We start from the raw sequence: 15,241 nt of genomic DNA, 5'->3' as shown, positions 1-15,241 counted from the left end.
GCTCACGACGGGGCCACCACCGCGGTCGCCTGCTCCTCGCGCCCCGGCTGCCAGCGGAAGGTGACCTGGATCTGCGCCTCCGCGCCGGCCTTCACCACGGCGGCCATGCCCGCCTCGAAGGTGATGCCGACCTGGAGTTCGACCTCGTCGGGCCGCAGACCGTCCCCGAGGTCGCCCAGCCTGCGCATGGCCTGCGAGGCGCAGCGCCGGGCGAGGTCGAGGCCGTCCCCGTACAGATCGCCGGCCGCTCCCAGCGCGCGCCGGGCGGCACCGGCGCCGTCCCGGGTGTCCACGCTCCCGTACAACGAGTCGGCGTCAGTGACGGGCGCCTGGGGCGTGGTGTACGCCTCGGCGTCCACCACGACCGGTATCGGACCGTCCTCGCCGGGTACCACCGTACCCACCACGACTGTCATGCGCCCCCCTGGATGCTCAACCCCCTTATAAAACAAGGGTACTGACGTTGCATCAATGAATCTACGAGATCAGATCATCTGTGGCTCGAAGTCCCAGTAGGGCCGGATGCGGGACCGTGCCGACACGGTGTGGACGTGTTGCGCACCCAAGGTCTTCCCCAGGTCGTCCAGCGCCTCCGACTCGATCTTGTCCGCGTGCCGCAGGTCACGGAGGCCCCGCAGATCCGCCGCGTGTGCGATGCGGGCGGAGAGCGTCAGTGGGTGGGTCCGGCCGAGCACCTCGATGGCCCGAGTGCTGATCGCGTCCGTCAGCGCGGCGGCGGACTCCGGGTCACCCACGAGATTCCGCAGGGCCGAGGCGTTGATCGCGCAGCCCAGGGTCCAGGGGTGGTTCTCGCCCACGGCCCGGCCCATATCGGTGAGCGCTTCCTCCAGTAGATGGTGCGCGTGGTCCCGCTCGCCGACGTTACGCAGGATCAGCGCATGGTTGGCCCGGGTGCCCGCGACATACGGATGCTCCTCACCGAGCATGTCGACATAGCCACTCACGACCTTCTCACTTATGGCCCGAGCCTGGTCGATGTCGGCGTGTTCGCGAGCGAAGAAGCTCTGACTGGCCGCGAACATCATGGTCAGCGGGTCCTCCTCACCCAGAACCCGCTCGCCCCGTTCCAGCACCCGGGTGAACAGCTCCGCGGCCTCGGCCCGCTTGCCGGTGCGGTACAGGCAGAGGGCGAGGTTGTGCTCGGCCCGCAGGGTCTGCGGGTTGTCCTGGCCCATCACGATGCTGTGCACCCGGGCGCTCTGGGTCTGGAGTGATTCGGCCTCGTCGTACCGGCCGAGCAGACGCAGGTCGGTGGCGTAGTTGACCTCCGAGTAGAGCGTCCAGCTGTGGCGGTGGCGGAGCAATTGCCGACGTGCTTCCAGCGTGCGCCTGTTGAGCTCCAGCGCTTCCTTGTACCGGCCCAGGAGACGCAGGGACGTACCCAGGTTGTTCTGCGCGTTCAGCGTGCGCGAGTCCTGCTCCCCCAGCAGCTCCCGGTAGGCACCCAGGATCCACTCGGACATCTCAAGGGCCTCTTCGTACCGCCCCAGCCCCCGCAGATCGGCCGCCAGACCGCCGGCCGCGCGCAGATGCTCCAGGTCCTGCGCGCCCCGCTCCGCCCGCAGATGGTCGACGGCGGCCCGCTCGATGGCCTCCGTTCCGGCGTAGTCACCGACCGCCCGCAGCAGGTTCGCGTAGTGGTAGCTGAGGTCCCACACCCGCGGGTGGTTCTCGCCCAGCAGTTCCCGCCAGGCGTCCATGGCACGCGCGCCCAGCTTGATCCCGGCCCGGTACTCGCCCGAGAGGTACATGTAGCGGAGGCAGTTGAGCACCAGGCTCTGCACCGCGGGGTCCGTGCTGCGCAGGACGTCGGCCCACTTCAGATGCGGGGTGATCTCCGCGTACGTGGGCCACAGCCGGGTGTCCGTGGGGCGGCCGGGGTCGGCGGCCGCCAGGGCTCGGCGTACGACATCGATGAACTCCCGGCGGTCCTGGTCCGGCATGTCCTTGCGGACGATCTGGTGGACCATGCGGTGCAGGTAGATCGACTCGCCCGAGGACGCGTCGTCGATGATCGAGTCGTGGGACTCCAGGCGGACCACGGAGTACTGGCGCAGCTGACCGATCGCCTTGTTCCACAGCAGCGGGTCGTTCATCAGGCCCGAGAGCTGTTCGGGCAGCTCCCCGGACGGCATTTCCTTCAGCAGCCGTACGGGAATGGATCCGGGCGCGAAGAAGCTGCACAGGCGCAGCAGGTCGACGGACTCGGGGACGGTGTCGCGGAGTTTGTTGAGCAGTATCGACCAGGCGGTCTGGAAGGCGAGAGGGAAGTCGGCGGAGACCTTGACGACGTCCTGGTCGATGCCGCCGCCGAGGAGTTCGATGTACTCCTCGACCGACATGTCGGAGTCGTTCAGCCAGCCCGCGGTCTGGTCGAGCAGCAGCGGGAGGTCCTCCAGCGCCTCGGCGAGCCGGTCCGCCTCGGTGTGGGTGAGGCGGGGGGCGCGGCGGCGGATGAAGGCGACCGACTCGTCGCGTTCGTAGACCGGTACTTCGACGAGGTTGCTGTTGTGCTCGCTCCACTCCGGGTTGCGGGAGGTGATCAGGACGTGCCCGGGGCCGGTCGGGACGAGGTCCCAGATCTGGTCGGGTTCGTCCGCGCCGTCCAGGATCAGCAGCCAGTGGCCGTGCGGGTCGCCGCGGCGCAGTGAGTCGCGGACGGCGCGCAGGCGTTCGCCGTACTCGGCGCCGGTGGACAGGCCGAGTTCCGGGGCGAGTTCGGCGAGCTTCTGCCGGTAGAGCGCACGCCGGTCCGCGGGCACCCACCACACCACGTCGTACTCGGAGCCGAACCGGTACACGTACTCGGCGGCGAGCTGCGTCTTGCCGACGCCGGACATGCCGTGCAGCGTGACCACACCGGCGCCCGCCCCGGCGTCCTGGAGCGCCTGGTAGGCCTTGCTGAGCAGTTCCTCGCGGCCGGTGAAGCGGGTGTTGCGCCGCGGGACGCCTCCCCACACCTCGGGGGTGTCGAACGGGAAGCGGGGACCGGTCCTGGCCTCGGTGCCCTCGGGCAGTGCGGTCGTGGGCAGGCCAAGGCGTACGAGCAGTCGCCGTTCGGCCTCGACCGCGCCGACGTTGGTGAGGTCGGCGGCACCGAACACCGATGTGGCGCCGGGCAGGGCCGAGGTCGTGATGGAGACCGCGGCGAACCGGTCGGGGTCGGGGGCGACGACCTCGCGCAGGGCCCGGTTCCACTCCTCGTGGCTGCGCGGGCCGAGCTGGAAGTACCAGTCGCTGAGCAGGACCAGGACCCGGCCGCGGGAAAGCGTCAGATCCTGCAACGCGTCCTCCAGCGGGAGCTCCACCTGGGGGTCCCAGCGCTGCTGGACGACCGTCACTCCGCGGCGCTCCAGACGGTCCGCGATCCACGCCGCCCAGGCCCGGTTGAACCCGGCGAAACTGAGGGTGACGGTCTGCGCCCCGATTGCTCCAACTTGCTTACGCGTACCGGGCATTCAACCGTCTCCCTGACATCGTTGCGAGCCTTTTCAAGATACACCGGGGCTTGCTCGCTCCGGCCGGAATCACCTGGCTGCTCAGGTCCTGGGTGATCCGTTCCTCTGCTGCCATATCACCCTCGTGGTGTTCACGTACGCGTCCGCGCGCGCGAGGTGACCCGTGGGTGGCGGCGAATCCTCCAGACGGTGGTAGAGCGTGATCATCTCGTTGACGAGCACGCGTCCCTCGGTGGTCAGCTGTGCCGACCCGGCCAGTACGGGCAGTACGGCCCCGACCTGCTGGCGGCAGCGGGCGTGTTCGGCCCAGGCCAGGTCGCGATGGGTCACGCGTCGGGCGCCGAGCGCGAATCGCTGCCAGTAGTCGGCGAGCGCGAGGTGCGAGTAGGCGCCCTGGAACAGCCCGTCGAAGGGCCTGGGATCGGTGCGCCAGGGGGCGAAGTGGCGTGGCGTGGCGTCCTCGTGGTGCAGCGGGACGAGGGCGCCGAGCGCGGCGAGCTTGGTGTGCTGGAGCTCGTGGACGAGCGTCGAGGCGAAGTAGGCGGGGGTGGCGGGCTTGCTGCTGAGGACCGCGCCGAAGGCCTCGCGCCGGGTGCCGCTGCAGTGGGCCGCCGCCTCGCCGGTGGGTCCCGAGCCGGGTGGCGGGCCGAGCGGGACGAGGCAGCGCAGCAGCACGGCCGCTTCGGTGAGCCGGTGCTCGCCGCCGAGCCGGAGCAGCGGTTCGACTCCGGCCCAGGACGCGATCCAGGCCTTGCGTTCCTGGTCTTCGACATGAGTGGCCGCGCTCAGTCCGTGCCGTTCGAGGCCCGTTCCGCGGGTGCGGTACGGGTCGACGTCGTCCAGGGGCACGGGGCCGGTGCCGGGCAGTGCGGGGTGCAGCATGAGCACGGGGAGCCAGCGGGGGTCGGCGGAGGTCAGGGTGCCGTCCGGCTGGGCACGTACCGTCAGCGCTGGCCCGCCGACCGGATGGGCGGTCATCTCGCCTTCCTCGAAGGCGACGTCGGCCGGTCCGTCCTCGGCGCGTACCGCCCCGAGTGTGGGCAGGGAGAGCTGTCCGCCGCGGGCCGTGAGCCGGACGGTGACGGGCATCCCGGCGCGGATCGCGGCCGCTGCGGCGAGGGCGGTCAGATGGGCCAGGCCGGCGAGGAGGTCGGGGCCCGCCGCGGTCCGCGTGGTGAGACCGGCCAGGAGGCCCTCCGCCCAGGGGCCCGTCATGGGGTGGAACAGCACGGTGCGCACCGCGGCCCGATCGGTGCGCTCGGCGGCTTCGAGCAGCGCCCAGTCCGTGTGCAGCCGGTCGAGCAGTGGGGGTGGGCACAGGGTCACGGGCGCTGCGGCTGCCGCGTCGAGCAGGGCACGGAGGAGGACGAGGCGGCGGGTGTCCTGGTCGCGTACGAGCAGGCCGAGGGTGTCTGCGGTGCCTTCGGTGCGGCCGAGTTCGCGCAGGGCGCGGTCGGGGACGGCGGAGCTCATGGGGGGTCTCCTGCGGTTGCGTCGGCGAGCCGGTCCGCCACGTGGCGGACCAGCCGGTCGAGGTCGGCGCAGTAGACGGACGGATTGACGAAGCCGTTCTCTGCGCGGTACCGGTGGGCGTAGTGGCCGCCGCCGCAGACGTTCAGCAGCGGGCAGGCGCGACAGACGGCGGCGAGTGCACCGGCCCCTGCCTGACGTGCGACGACGCCGGGGTGGCGCAGTGCGTCGTCGAAGGTGTGGCGGAAGACGTCGAGTCCGGTGGCGGCCGCGGTGTCGTAGGCGGACTTGAGGGAGTCGACCTGTTCGATCGATCCGTCCGTCTCGACCACGACCGCGTTGACCGGGTCGAGCCCGAGGGACTCGGTGGCAGCCGGCAGTCCGAGGAGCAGGGCGATGCACTCCTCGAAGAGCCTGATCCGGGTCTCCCGCCGGGGGGCCGGCCACCAGCGGTCGAAGACGGCACACAGCCAGTCGCCGTACGGGGTGGCGCTGCCCGGCCGCGGCCCGGTGGGCGGACCGGCCCGGTCCGCCAGGCCCGGCGGCGGGCTGGTCCAGTTGCCGTGCGGCAGCAGGAGGTCCAGGGCCGGGGGGCGCAGGGCGAGCAGTGACTCGTACATCTCCAGCGGGTCGGTGCGCGGGTCGACGACGGTGAGGATGCCCGCGTACGCCTCCGGGTGGCGGTCGGCGAGCAGCCGGGCGCCGCGCGAGGCGGCGGGCCAGGAGGGGCGGCCCGCGTGGTCGGTGCGCAGGGTGTTGTGTGCGGCCAGGCCGCCGTCCAGGCTGATGCCGATGCGGATGCCGTGCCGGGCGAGGGTGGCGGCCTTCGCGTCGGTGAGCAGGGTGGCGTTGGTCTGCACGGTGGCGTGGACGGTGCAGTGGCCGGGTACCCGCTCCCGTACCCGGTCGGCGAATGCGGCGAGCCGGTCGGGTCCGGCGAGGAGGGGTTCGCCCCCGTGCAGGACGAGGGCGGCATGGCGCAGCCGGTGGGTGGCCGCGTGTTCGGCGATCCGCTCGGCGGTGTGGTCGAGGACTGCGGGCGAGGCGGCGGCGGGCCTGGTCCGCCAGGTCGTGTCGGGGCCCTCGTAGAGGTAGCAGTAGCGGCACGCCAGGTTGCAGCGGCCGTGCACCTTCACGATGAACTGCCCGAAGGGCACGGGGGTCGCCGCGGCGGAGGACGGCGCCGGTTCCGGGCGCGGCGCCTCCTCCGCGCGCCGCGGCGTCGTTGGTCGGGCCACTCGGGCACCCCCGTGCTGTACGTCTGCCGGGACGGAGCCCGGAACCGGCTGCCCCGGGCCACAGGGCCCCGCGTCGCACGGCGGGGGCCGGCCGGTCCCGGGCGGTGAGGTCGTGGTCGTCGGCGCACCGGACCGCGTGGCCGCGGGGCGGCGCCCCGCCTCAGAAGGCGTTGTTGAATCCCCAGAGCATCTCCCGCGGCTGTTCGACGCGGCCACGCAGATCCGCGACCACCTCGGACAGCACGGGATGGTCCATGGTCCGCAGGGACTCCAGATCGAGGCCCAGCAGATCCGGCAGCCCGCCGGCGGCACCGGACGAATCCGCCGCTCCCGCTCCGTCCTCACGTGTCGACTCGCTCATCACGCCTCCCCGTAGTGCAGCACCGGGACCGCCGTGCCGCGCTCGCCGTTGAGCGCACACCGCCGGTCCCGCGTCCCTGACCCGCCTCGGGCCCTTCGTGTGGATCACACCGGGCGTCACCGGTCGCGCAACGCCCTGTGCTCGTCGTTGAGCACTCAGCGCTCCAGTTCGGCCAGCCGCCCGGCGGTCGACTCCCCCGCCGCGCCGCCACCGTCCGGCAGTTTCCGCCACTCCTGACGGGCCGCCCGGTACGCGTCCCGCGCGGCCCGGGGGCGCCCCGCACTCTCATAGGTCTTACCCCGCCAGTGGTTGGCTGTAGCACCCAACTCCACTGACTCTTGAAGCTGTTGTGGACTCGTCTGCTCCGCTTCTGCCTCCGCGGCGGACTCGGCAGCCGAGCGGAAGGCCTCGGCGGCGTCGTCCCGCCGGGCCGGACGGTCCAGTACGTCGGCGGCTTCCAGGCAGGCCCGGCCCAGCTCCAGCCAGCAACGGGCCGCGGTCAGCGGGGCCGTCGCCTCCTGCGCCGCCAGCCTCAGGAGATGCTCGGCCTCCCGCAGGTCGACCCGGTCCGCGGCGGCCCGGTGCCGCAGCATCAGGGCCCGGCCGAGCATGAGCAGCCGCTCGGACTGGTACGCACCGCCCGCGGGCGTCTCGGACCGGCAGTCGCGCAGCACCCGCACGGCCGCGCCGACGTACGCACCGCCGTCCGGCAGTTCGGCGCGGCGCAGCAGCGTGGCGCCCCACTCGGCGAGCAGGTCGGTGTGGGCCCGTGAGTCGCGCGGGGTGCCGCGGGCGGCGCGGGCGAACCACTCGGCGGCGGACACGAGTTCGGCCGGGTCGCCGGTGTGCTCGTAGCGGGCCGCCCGGACCCGTCCGGCTCTGGTCTGCAACTGCGCGCGCTGCCGCCCCTCGCGTACGGTCTCCAGCGCCTGGCCGGTCAGGACCGCTGCCTCGTCCGGCTCCTCGCCCGAGGCGAGCAGGGCGTCCACCAGATCCAGCACGATGCGGTTCTCGGTGCCCGTGGTGTGTCCGCCGCCCTGGGTGAACGCGGTGCGCAGGGAGCGGGCGGACTGCCGTGCGTACTCCTGGGACTGCTCCGGGTCCTCGGTGGCGCGGGCCAGTTTCAGCAGCGTCCGGCCGTGCTGCAGCGGCAGGGCGGCCGGGCGGTTCTCCTGGTCTGGCCAGGAGTCGGCGAAGGCCTCCAGCATTCCGCAGGCGCCCTGGAGCAGAGCGCTGTCGCCGTCCAGCCGCCACTGCGCCTCCAGGGCCCGCACCCGCTCCAGGGTGAGCCGGAGGGCTTCGGCGGGCTCCATTCCGGGGGCCGCGCAGGCGAGGATGTACTCGCGCTCGGCGCGCCGCAGGAGGTCCAGGGCGCCGCGCCGGTCCCCGCGCCGCCGCCCGTCGTCGGCCGCCGCGTGCAGCACCTGGGCCAGCACCGCGCGTTCGCGTACGGCACCGGGGTGGGCCGCGGCCCGTTCGGCGGCCCTCCTGGCCTCGTCGAGGAGTTCGTCGCCGCCCCGCACCTCCCAGAGCCTCAGCGCGCACCGCGCGTACTCGGCCCAGAGCTCCGGGCCCGCGGCGGACCGCGGGGCGTTCCCGGCGGCTCCTCTCAGCAGCTGGACGGCGTCGATCAGGCGCTGCACCATCTTGTCCGCCTCGAACTGCCGCACGAGCTCGCGGGCCTGTTCCACCGCGGGGCTCGTAGCGGCTTCCGGGAGGCCCGACCCGTCGGTGGGCTCCTGGCTCACGAACCCGGGGGGCACGGGCATGAAACGCTCCAGCACGCGGGCCGCGACCTCGGCGAACGCGTGGGGAACGCCCCGGCCGTCGCCGGGCTCGTCCTCCTCGCCCTCGATCCCGTCCGGCTCACCGCCACCGTTCTTCTCGCCCTGGCCGGCGTCCCACGCCCCGTCACCGGGCCGGGTCCGGGTGGTGGCCTCGGGCCGTGCACCGCGCAGCGTGCCGTCCCCGAGCTGGGCGAAGGCCAGGGCAGGGAAATTGGGGCCGCCCTTGCCGAACCGCTGCTCGATGTACTGCGAACAGTGCTTCAGCACGAGCAGGGCCTCGTCACGGCCGAGCGGTCCGAGGAGTGCGTCCTGGACGCCGGGCTCGAACGCGTACCACTGCCCGCGCCCGCCACCGCCGTCGGCACGGGTGAGTAGTCCGCTGAGCAGCACCTCGGCCAGTTCGGAGGGTCCCGAGTGGGGCAGCATCGTGCGCTGCACGAGCTGCATCACCGGGAGATAGAGGGGGGCGGCCGCCAGATGGACGGCCAGCTGCCCGGCGGCCGGTGAGGCCACCGAGCGGAAGCGGCTGACGAGCTGGAGCGAGGAGAGCGATCCGCCGGACCGCTGGGCCGCTGCCGCGGGCTGGTCGGCCCGCACCCAGCCGACCGCTCCGTCGATCCTGGCCGCACCGGTGCCGGAGAGCAGCCGGGCCCAGGCCCCGAGCGCGTCCGCCGTCGGCGGGAGGACCGGGACGGCCAGGGCTCCGGGGTGCACGGCGGGGCCGGTTCCGGCGTCCTCGGCGACCTTCAGCTGCGCCGCTCCGGCCGGGCCGTCGCCCCGCGAGAGGGAGCCGAAGGTGACGGGCAGCCTGGTCCGGCTCCACATGCGCTGCGGCAGCGGTTGCAGGACGGCGACCGGGGACTGGCAGGCCAGCTGGTGCAGCAGCCGGTGGGCGCGTCCGCTGTGCCAGAGCGGTCCGGCGCAGTCGCTGATCACGACGGTGACCCGGCGCCCGGTCGGATCGCTGAGGCGGTCCGCGGAGTGCAGGGGGCCCGCGGCCGGGTCGGAGCTGCGGCTGACCGCGCATCCGCCGTCGGGCCCCTGATGCAGATAGCGCACCTGGACATCACGGAAGGCACCCAACTGGGCGAATATGCGTTGGAGTTCGTGAAACATCCGGTCCCACACCAGCATGGAGGAGGAGGCGTCCATGACGCACTGGAGGATGGCGTCGCCCCGGCGGATGCCACGGAACACCGGCATGATCATGCCGCCCGCCCGAGCGCTGCGTTCCGCGGTCGCCGTCTCGTCCAGGGCGCGTCGCAGCGGTGCGGAGGCCGGGTGGTAGCGCTGTAACGGGCGCAGGGCGCGGGTGAGTTCGAGAGGGGCGGGCAGCACGGGGGTGGCGGGCACACCGAAGGTGAGCGCGGTGTCGGGGGCGCCTGCCGGGGGCCGCCGGCTGGATCCGCGGTCGCCGTCGCGGGACGCGGGCGCCCGGCCCGGGAGGGGGTAGAGGGAGATCTTCCCGTCGCCGCTCGGCCCACGCGGCACCTCGGGTGCGGCCTCCTCGTCCACGTCACGGTCATCGCTCTCCGGCGTGGCCCCCGTTCCGGTACGGGTGGGGGGCACGGGCTCCGCGGGGAGCGGTGCCGTCGAGGGCTCGCCCTGCCCCTCGGTCCCGGCCCGGTCCGTTGCGGGCTCGTCGGCGCTGCGGGTCCACCGGGCCAGCCAGAGCGCGTCGCACAGCTGCTCCACGTCGGGGTCGAGCCCGGCTCCGCGCAGGCGGGCAACCAGGGTCGCCAGCTGCCCCTCACCGGGCGCCGCGCCGTCCGGACCCGCGCCGGGGGGCACGCCGCCCGGACCCGCGCCGTCCGGGCCCGCGCCGGGCGCCACGCCGCCCGGACCCGCACCGGATACCGAGCCGCCCTCCCTCGCGCCGGATACCGAGCCGCTCATGCCCTCACCGGGCGCCACGCCGTCCGGGCCCGCGCCGGGAGCCGTGCCGCCCAGGCCGGGCGCCCCACCCGGCCCCGGGTCCCCTGGGGCCCCAGGTGCTCCACCCGACTCCCGGCCCCCTGGGGCCCCAGGCGTCCCGTCCGCCGCACGCATCAGCGCGTCACCTCGGCCGGTCGAGTCGCTGGATGAGCAGGTCGGCGAGCCGGTCGCGGCCGGTCGGCGCCGCTGCCTGGGTGAGGTAGATCGCGTTCAGCAACTGGTCGGTGGCCAGGAGTTCGCTGCGTGAGCGCTCCAGGAAGAGCGTGATGAGGTCCTCGCTGGACCGGGCCGCCTCCTCGCCCAGGTGCGCCTTGACGAACGCGGCCAGCCGCTTGTGATCGGGGCGCCCCAGCTCCAGGTGAATGCAGCGGCGCATCAGCGGGGCGGGGAAGTCCCGCTCACCGTTACTGGTGAGCACCACGAACGGGAAGGCCCGGCACTGCACCCGGCCGCCCTTGATCCGCACCTTGTTGCCGTCGTGGTCGAGCACGTCCGCCTCGCCGTCGGGCAGCCGGTCCGCGATCCGTTCCAGCTCGGGGATGGCGAACTCGCCCTCCTCCAGCACGTTGAGCAGGTCGTTCGGCAGGTCGATGTCGCTCTTGTCCAGCTCGTCGATGAGCAGCACCCGCGGCCGGTCCGACGGCAGCAGCGCGGTGCCCAGCGGACCCAGGCGGATGTAACTGCCCACGCTCTGGGCCGAGTCCGCGCCGGCCCCACCGCCGCCGGCGGCGGCGTGCGAGGCGATCTGCACGTCCTGCAGCCGGGCGATGGCGTCGTAGTGGTAGAGGCCGTCCAGCAGCGTGGTGCGGCTGACGACGGGCCAGCGCAGCACCTTGCCGAACTCCAGCTCCCGCGCGACGGAGTGGGCCAGGGTGCTCTTCCCCGCGCCCGGGTCGCCGGTGACCAGCAGTGGACGCCGCAAGTACAGTGCGGCGTTGATCATTTCGAGTTCCTCGGCCCCGGGCCGGTGCTCATCGGCGATGCGTCCGGGAATGCCGAGGCGGCGGTCGGCCGACTCGGCCCCGCCCGACGCACCGGCGAAATCGCGCCAGGGCGGAGGCGGCGGCAGCTGCGCCACCTCGTCGTGCGGTTCGCCGATGCCTCGGTAGATAAGCCACTCGCTGGGTTCACTCATAGCGTGTTCCTCGTTGTCACTCGCCTGCGGGCGGCCGCCGTCGAACCTGCCTTACCGTATCGATCCGGAGTAACCCCCGTAAGGGGCAGGCCTCTTGGGCTCCGGGTGCTCGGTGGGAAACTTCGCGTCACGGCGCCTCCAGGAACCCGTCGGAATCCGGCAGTGCATGGTTCGGGTCTTCGCAGTACAGGGCGACTCCGTCGGACCAGAACATCTCCGTACGTCCCGCCCCCACTCCTCTTCTCAACTCATGGATCTTCCACGGCAGCCGGTCCCGGGCGCCGGCGTCCGACACCGCCTCGGCCACGCGTCGGTGGAATTCCCTGCAGACCGTGTCGGCCTCCGCGGCCCTTCGCTGCAGCAGGACGGCCCCGAAACCGGCGTCGATCAGCCGCACCACACCGGCGGTGGTGTCGGGGTCCGGCCGGCTGCCGTAGCGGCAGAGGACCGGCACGGTGTCGTGCGCCAGGGTCCGCAGCCGGGTCACATCCGGTACACGTACCCTCAAATCGTCCTCGCAGTCGACCGCTTCGGCACGGAGCCCGGGCGCCGGCCCGGGCTCCCAGCGCGCCCGTCGCTCGTCGGCCGGCCCCTGGTACGAACTGCGCAGGACCACCGGACGTACGGCTCCGAGCGGCAGCCCGTTCGACGGGAGCACCCAGTCGTCGACCGCGAGTCCGAAGAGCGCGGGCGCCACGACGACCTGGAGCATCGCCGGACTGCCCGGCTCGTCGCACCGCCGGAAGGCCTCGGCGAGCGCGGCGGCGAGCCGGTCGGGAACGGTGCCGAGCGGGGCGCCGCGGCTGTCCTCGTCGATGGGCTCCGCCCCCGAAGCCTGCCGGTCGACGGCTACCCGCCAGTCGTACTGGTCGCGGGCCCAGCCCTGGAGGTCCACGTTCAGCACGACTCCGTCGCGGTCCCCGTACAGGACGGGTTCGCTCACGGACGGGCGCACGGCCTGCTGACGGTTCTGCTCCAGGCGCAGCCGGATGGCCGCCCACTCCATGTCGAGCTGCCCGCGCAGGTCCCGGGACAATTCGACGTCGGCGATCCGTTTCACCCACCCCCACAGCGCCTTGGCGTTGGTGACGGAGAGCTGTCCGCAGGGCCGGTCCGCCGTGAGGACGCCCATGCAGTAGCGCACGATCAGTTCGAAGCGGGCCTGCCGGTCGCGGACGCGGGTCTCGTACAGCACCCCCAGACCGTCCCGCCAGCCGCGCGGGGCCGGCCGGTGGTCACGGGAGTAGACGCCGGGCAGGCGGTCGAGGAGGGCGAGCAGACTGCGGGTGCTGGCCGGTGGCGGGAGCTCGGCGAGCCGCCCGAGCAGATCCGCGCGCAGCCGCGGGCCGAGGATGCCGGCGGGGGGTCCCGGCAGTTCGCTCTGCACGTCGGTCCAGGTCCGCTCGGTGCCGACCGCGACGTTGTGCCGGTCCGCGTGGTAGCGGTCGTGGGCGTGGAACACGGCCTGATAGGTGTCGTCGGTCTCGGTCTCGATCGGCGTGGACGGCACCTCCAGCGTGCGCAGCCGCTCGATCCCGACGGCCGTGCCGCCCTGCTGCCTGTCCAGCCGCGACTTGACCACCCCGACCACCTCGCCCCGGGCGAAGTCGATCACGGGCCCGCCGGACATGCCCGGCTCCAGCCAGCCCTCGTCGAGGAGGACGACCTGCTCCACATCGTCGGCGGCACCGTAGGAACCGTTCACCCGGTAGGTGCCGTTGCGCAGCTTCAGGCCGCCGCCGGGCGAGTTGACCCACCCCACGCAGCGGATGTCGCCGCCGCGGAGCAGGGCACCGGAGCGCTCGGCGACGTACACACAGGCGTGCTCGACGGGCCGTCGGAGCTGGATGAGCGCGAGGTCGGGGGCCGGCCAGCCGGACGTCCCCGGCGGCCGGGCGCCGGGCATCGCGACGACGACCTTGCCGGGGACCTCGGCGAGCTCGCCGGTGTACCGGTCCCCCTTGAACACGACGTTCACCATGCCCCCCTCCCCCCGCATGGCCACATGGGCGCACGTCAGGATCCAGCTCGGAGCGATGAAGAACCCGCTCCCCAGGAACTCCCCTCCCGGGGCCTGACCGCCCGGTCCGTCAGGGTCATACCCGGACGCCGGTGCATGGATACGTACGGTCGCGTCCTCCACGAGGCCCAGAAGAGCAGCGTCCGACTGTCCCTGGCCGCCCTCTGCGCCCCCGTCGGGGTCCGAGGTCATACCCCGCCGCCGTCGGTGTCGTCCGCGCCGTCGGGGTGTGCCGGTGCGCCGGGGGCTGCCCCGGCGTGCGGCGACGGGGGCACGGGCGCCGGTGGTGCCGGGGGCGCGAACGGAACCGGAGGCGCAGGTGCCTGAACGGGCACGGGTACGGGTGCCGGTGGGGGCGGATCGACCGGTGGCCCGCCGCCGTTCCAGGTGAGCGTGACCTTGATCGCGCCCTTGGCCTCGCCGTCCGCGAGCAGTCCGACGACCTTGCCGGACTTGGCGGTGAGCTCGATCCCGAACTCGACGCTGACCTCGTCCGGCCGCACCGCACGCAGCGGCACGGCGAGCGAGCGCGCGACGCTGGTCACCACGGAGTGCAGGCTCTCCACCCGGGCCTGCACCTGGTCGGTGAGATTCCCGAATCCGGTGTCCGTGAAAGTCAGTCCACCGGGCTCCGGACGGTCCAGTTCCTCGGCTCCGGAGATCCGTGCCCAGACCGGTGTGCCGTCCGGCATCTCGATGCGCGTAATACGGGTCCCGCTGTCGTCCATGAAGCCCCCCGTTCCCCAACTACCCGCAGGCTAACGGCCGTAGGCGGCCGATGCGAGGTACATGGACCAGGACGCAGACACGCGCCGGCCCGGTTCTCGTCCGGCGCCCCCGTTGCCGGACCCTCCCGGGTGGGCCGCGGGGCACGGAGCCACCTCGGATCCGTGAGGACCCGCACCCGGTCAACAGCGTGCGGCCTGCTGACAGCCGTAGCGTGGAGCCCTGCCGACAGCCGTAGCGTGCGGGAGTCGTCGCCGGCACCGGGTGGCCGGTCGGTCCGCATGACCGGAAGGGGAGGGGGCCCGCCGCTCAAGGAAGCGGCGGGCCCGGCACATCACCTCTGGTTCCACCGGACGAAGCCGGTCACGACAGCCCCGCGGCTGCTGACGCCAGGCCATGGACCAGTCCATGGCTGCCGGTGCGGGCCAGGGATCGCAGTACACGGTGCCGCCTCACTGGGACGTCCTCGCCGGCGAAGGACCCCGCAGGGAGGGCACCGGACTGCTCCGGGCGCCGCACAGGGACGGTCGACGTGTGTTCCGGGTCGCCCGTAGGCTCGGGTGTGCAACCCATGGTTCTCTCCTTCAGTCGGTGGAGCTACTGGGCAAGGCACGCGGTCTCCTGTTCGCAGCAGGGGACCGCAGCGGTTTTCGCACGCCTCCTTTCGTCATCGCTCTTCCGTCATGGACCCGATCCGTCGAACCTGCGTGACCGTATCGGCGTCCGCAACGGGCCGTAGGCGCCGGTGGCGGTGGCGGAGCATCGCAGAAGAAGAGGGCAGCGACGCTTGGGCCCGCGCCCCGACGGCGCATCTCAACCCGCCGGTGGAACTCCGTGCAGAGGGCGTCGTGTGTTCCGGCCGGAATGTCGCCGACGTGGAAACTCCCGCCATACGCGAGACGCGAGACGCCGTGCGAGCAGAGCGGATCGTTCGAAGCGGTGGCCGCCGTACCGGCAGAGCACCGGCACCGTTCTCGCCTCAGCCCGCGCGGTGGCACGGCACACCGTCCGCCGGAGGTACTCCGGGAGAGCGCCACCGCCTCGTCAGCGGCGCCTGACGTGCCGGAGCCCCGCTCGACCTCGCAGACCA

9 protein-coding genes are annotated in these 15,241 nt (G+C 73.0%); all 9 read right to left on the bottom strand.

Annotated elements, in window-relative coordinates; genetic code table 11:
• Positions 1-2: 2 nt before the first annotated feature.
• The 9 genes from JGS39_RS02980 to JGS39_RS02940 all read right to left on the bottom strand — a co-directional run bounded on the left by JGS39_RS02980 (position 3) and on the right by JGS39_RS02940 (position 14,153).
• Positions 3-416 carry a CU044_2847 family protein gene (locus JGS39_RS02980; protein ID WP_236063328.1) on the bottom strand — a complete coding sequence of 138 codons (414 nt, stop codon included), beginning with the start codon at positions 414-416 and terminating at the stop codon, positions 3-5.
• A gap of 69 nt (positions 417-485) precedes the next feature.
• The gene (gene fxsT / locus JGS39_RS02975) at positions 486-3,479 is read right to left on the bottom strand and encodes an FxSxx-COOH system tetratricopeptide repeat protein (RefSeq protein WP_219567091.1); all 2,994 of its coding nucleotides are present in this window, start codon (positions 3,477-3,479) and stop codon (positions 486-488) included.
• Positions 3,480-3,560: 81 nt separating this feature from the next.
• On the bottom strand, positions 3,561-4,952 hold the full coding sequence (locus JGS39_RS02970; protein WP_219567090.1) for an aKG-HExxH-type peptide beta-hydroxylase: 1,392 nt from the start codon (positions 4,950-4,952) through the stop codon (positions 3,561-3,563).
• Complete coding sequence (locus JGS39_RS02965; protein WP_219567106.1) at positions 4,949-6,106, bottom strand: FxsB family cyclophane-forming radical SAM/SPASM peptide maturase; 1,158 nt, start codon at positions 6,104-6,106, stop codon at positions 4,949-4,951. The genes JGS39_RS02970 and JGS39_RS02965 overlap by 4 nt, the downstream gene beginning before the upstream one ends.
• 241 nt (positions 6,107-6,347) lie before the next feature.
• Positions 6,348-6,548 (bottom strand): FxSxx-COOH cyclophane-containing RiPP peptide, encoded by a 201-nt coding sequence (gene fxsA, locus JGS39_RS02960; RefSeq protein ID WP_219567089.1) that lies wholly within the window; start codon positions 6,546-6,548, stop codon positions 6,348-6,350.
• Between the two features lie 155 nt (positions 6,549-6,703).
• Positions 6,704-10,231 (bottom strand): SAV_2336 N-terminal domain-related protein, encoded by a 3,528-nt coding sequence (locus JGS39_RS02955; RefSeq protein WP_236065685.1) that lies wholly within the window; start codon positions 10,229-10,231, stop codon positions 6,704-6,706.
• Between the two features lie 160 nt (positions 10,232-10,391).
• Positions 10,392-11,405, bottom strand: a complete 1,014-nt coding sequence (locus JGS39_RS02950) for an AAA family ATPase (RefSeq protein ID WP_219567088.1) — start codon at positions 11,403-11,405, stop codon at positions 10,392-10,394.
• A gap of 127 nt (positions 11,406-11,532) precedes the next feature.
• Positions 11,533-13,617, bottom strand: a complete 2,085-nt coding sequence (locus tag JGS39_RS02945; RefSeq protein ID WP_219567087.1) for a VMAP-C domain-containing protein — start codon at positions 13,615-13,617, stop codon at positions 11,533-11,535.
• Positions 13,614-14,153: a CU044_2847 family protein gene (locus JGS39_RS02940; protein ID WP_219567086.1), complete on the bottom strand. Its 540-nt coding sequence runs from the start codon at positions 14,151-14,153 to the stop codon at positions 13,614-13,616. Before JGS39_RS02940 ends, JGS39_RS02945 begins: the two co-directional genes overlap by 4 nt.
• Positions 14,154-15,241: the final 1,088 nt, after the last annotated feature.

The sequence above is a fragment of the Streptomyces poriferorum genome, assembly GCF_019399235.1.
Lineage (GTDB): Bacteria > Actinomycetota > Actinomycetes > Streptomycetales > Streptomycetaceae > Streptomyces > Streptomyces poriferorum.
This window is presented reverse-complemented; position numbering and strand designations above follow the sequence as displayed.

Bases quoted from the DNA above. Each gene is read 5' to 3' on its own strand.
- JGS39_RS02980 (WP_236063328.1), bottom strand. From the start codon at position 416: ATGACAGTCGTGGTGGGTACGGTGGTACCCGGCGAGGACGGTCCGATA.
- fxsT (WP_219567091.1), bottom strand. From the start codon at position 3,479: ATGCCCGGTACGCGTAAGCAAGTTGGAGCAATCGGGGCGCAGACCGTC.
- JGS39_RS02970 (WP_219567090.1), bottom strand. From the start codon at position 4,952: ATGAGCTCCGCCGTCCCCGACCGCGCCCTGCGCGAACTCGGCCGCACC.
- fxsA (WP_219567089.1), bottom strand. From the start codon at position 6,548: ATGAGCGAGTCGACACGTGAGGACGGAGCGGGAGCGGCGGATTCGTCC.
- JGS39_RS02955 (WP_236065685.1), bottom strand. From the start codon at position 10,231: ATGAGCGGCTCGGTATCCGGCGCGAGGGAGGGCGGCTCGGTATCCGGT.
- JGS39_RS02950 (WP_219567088.1), bottom strand. From the start codon at position 11,405: ATGAGTGAACCCAGCGAGTGGCTTATCTACCGAGGCATCGGCGAACCG.
- JGS39_RS02945 (WP_219567087.1), bottom strand. From the start codon at position 13,617: ATGACCTCGGACCCCGACGGGGGCGCAGAGGGCGGCCAGGGACAGTCG.
- JGS39_RS02940 (WP_219567086.1), bottom strand. From the start codon at position 14,153: ATGGACGACAGCGGGACCCGTATTACGCGCATCGAGATGCCGGACGGC.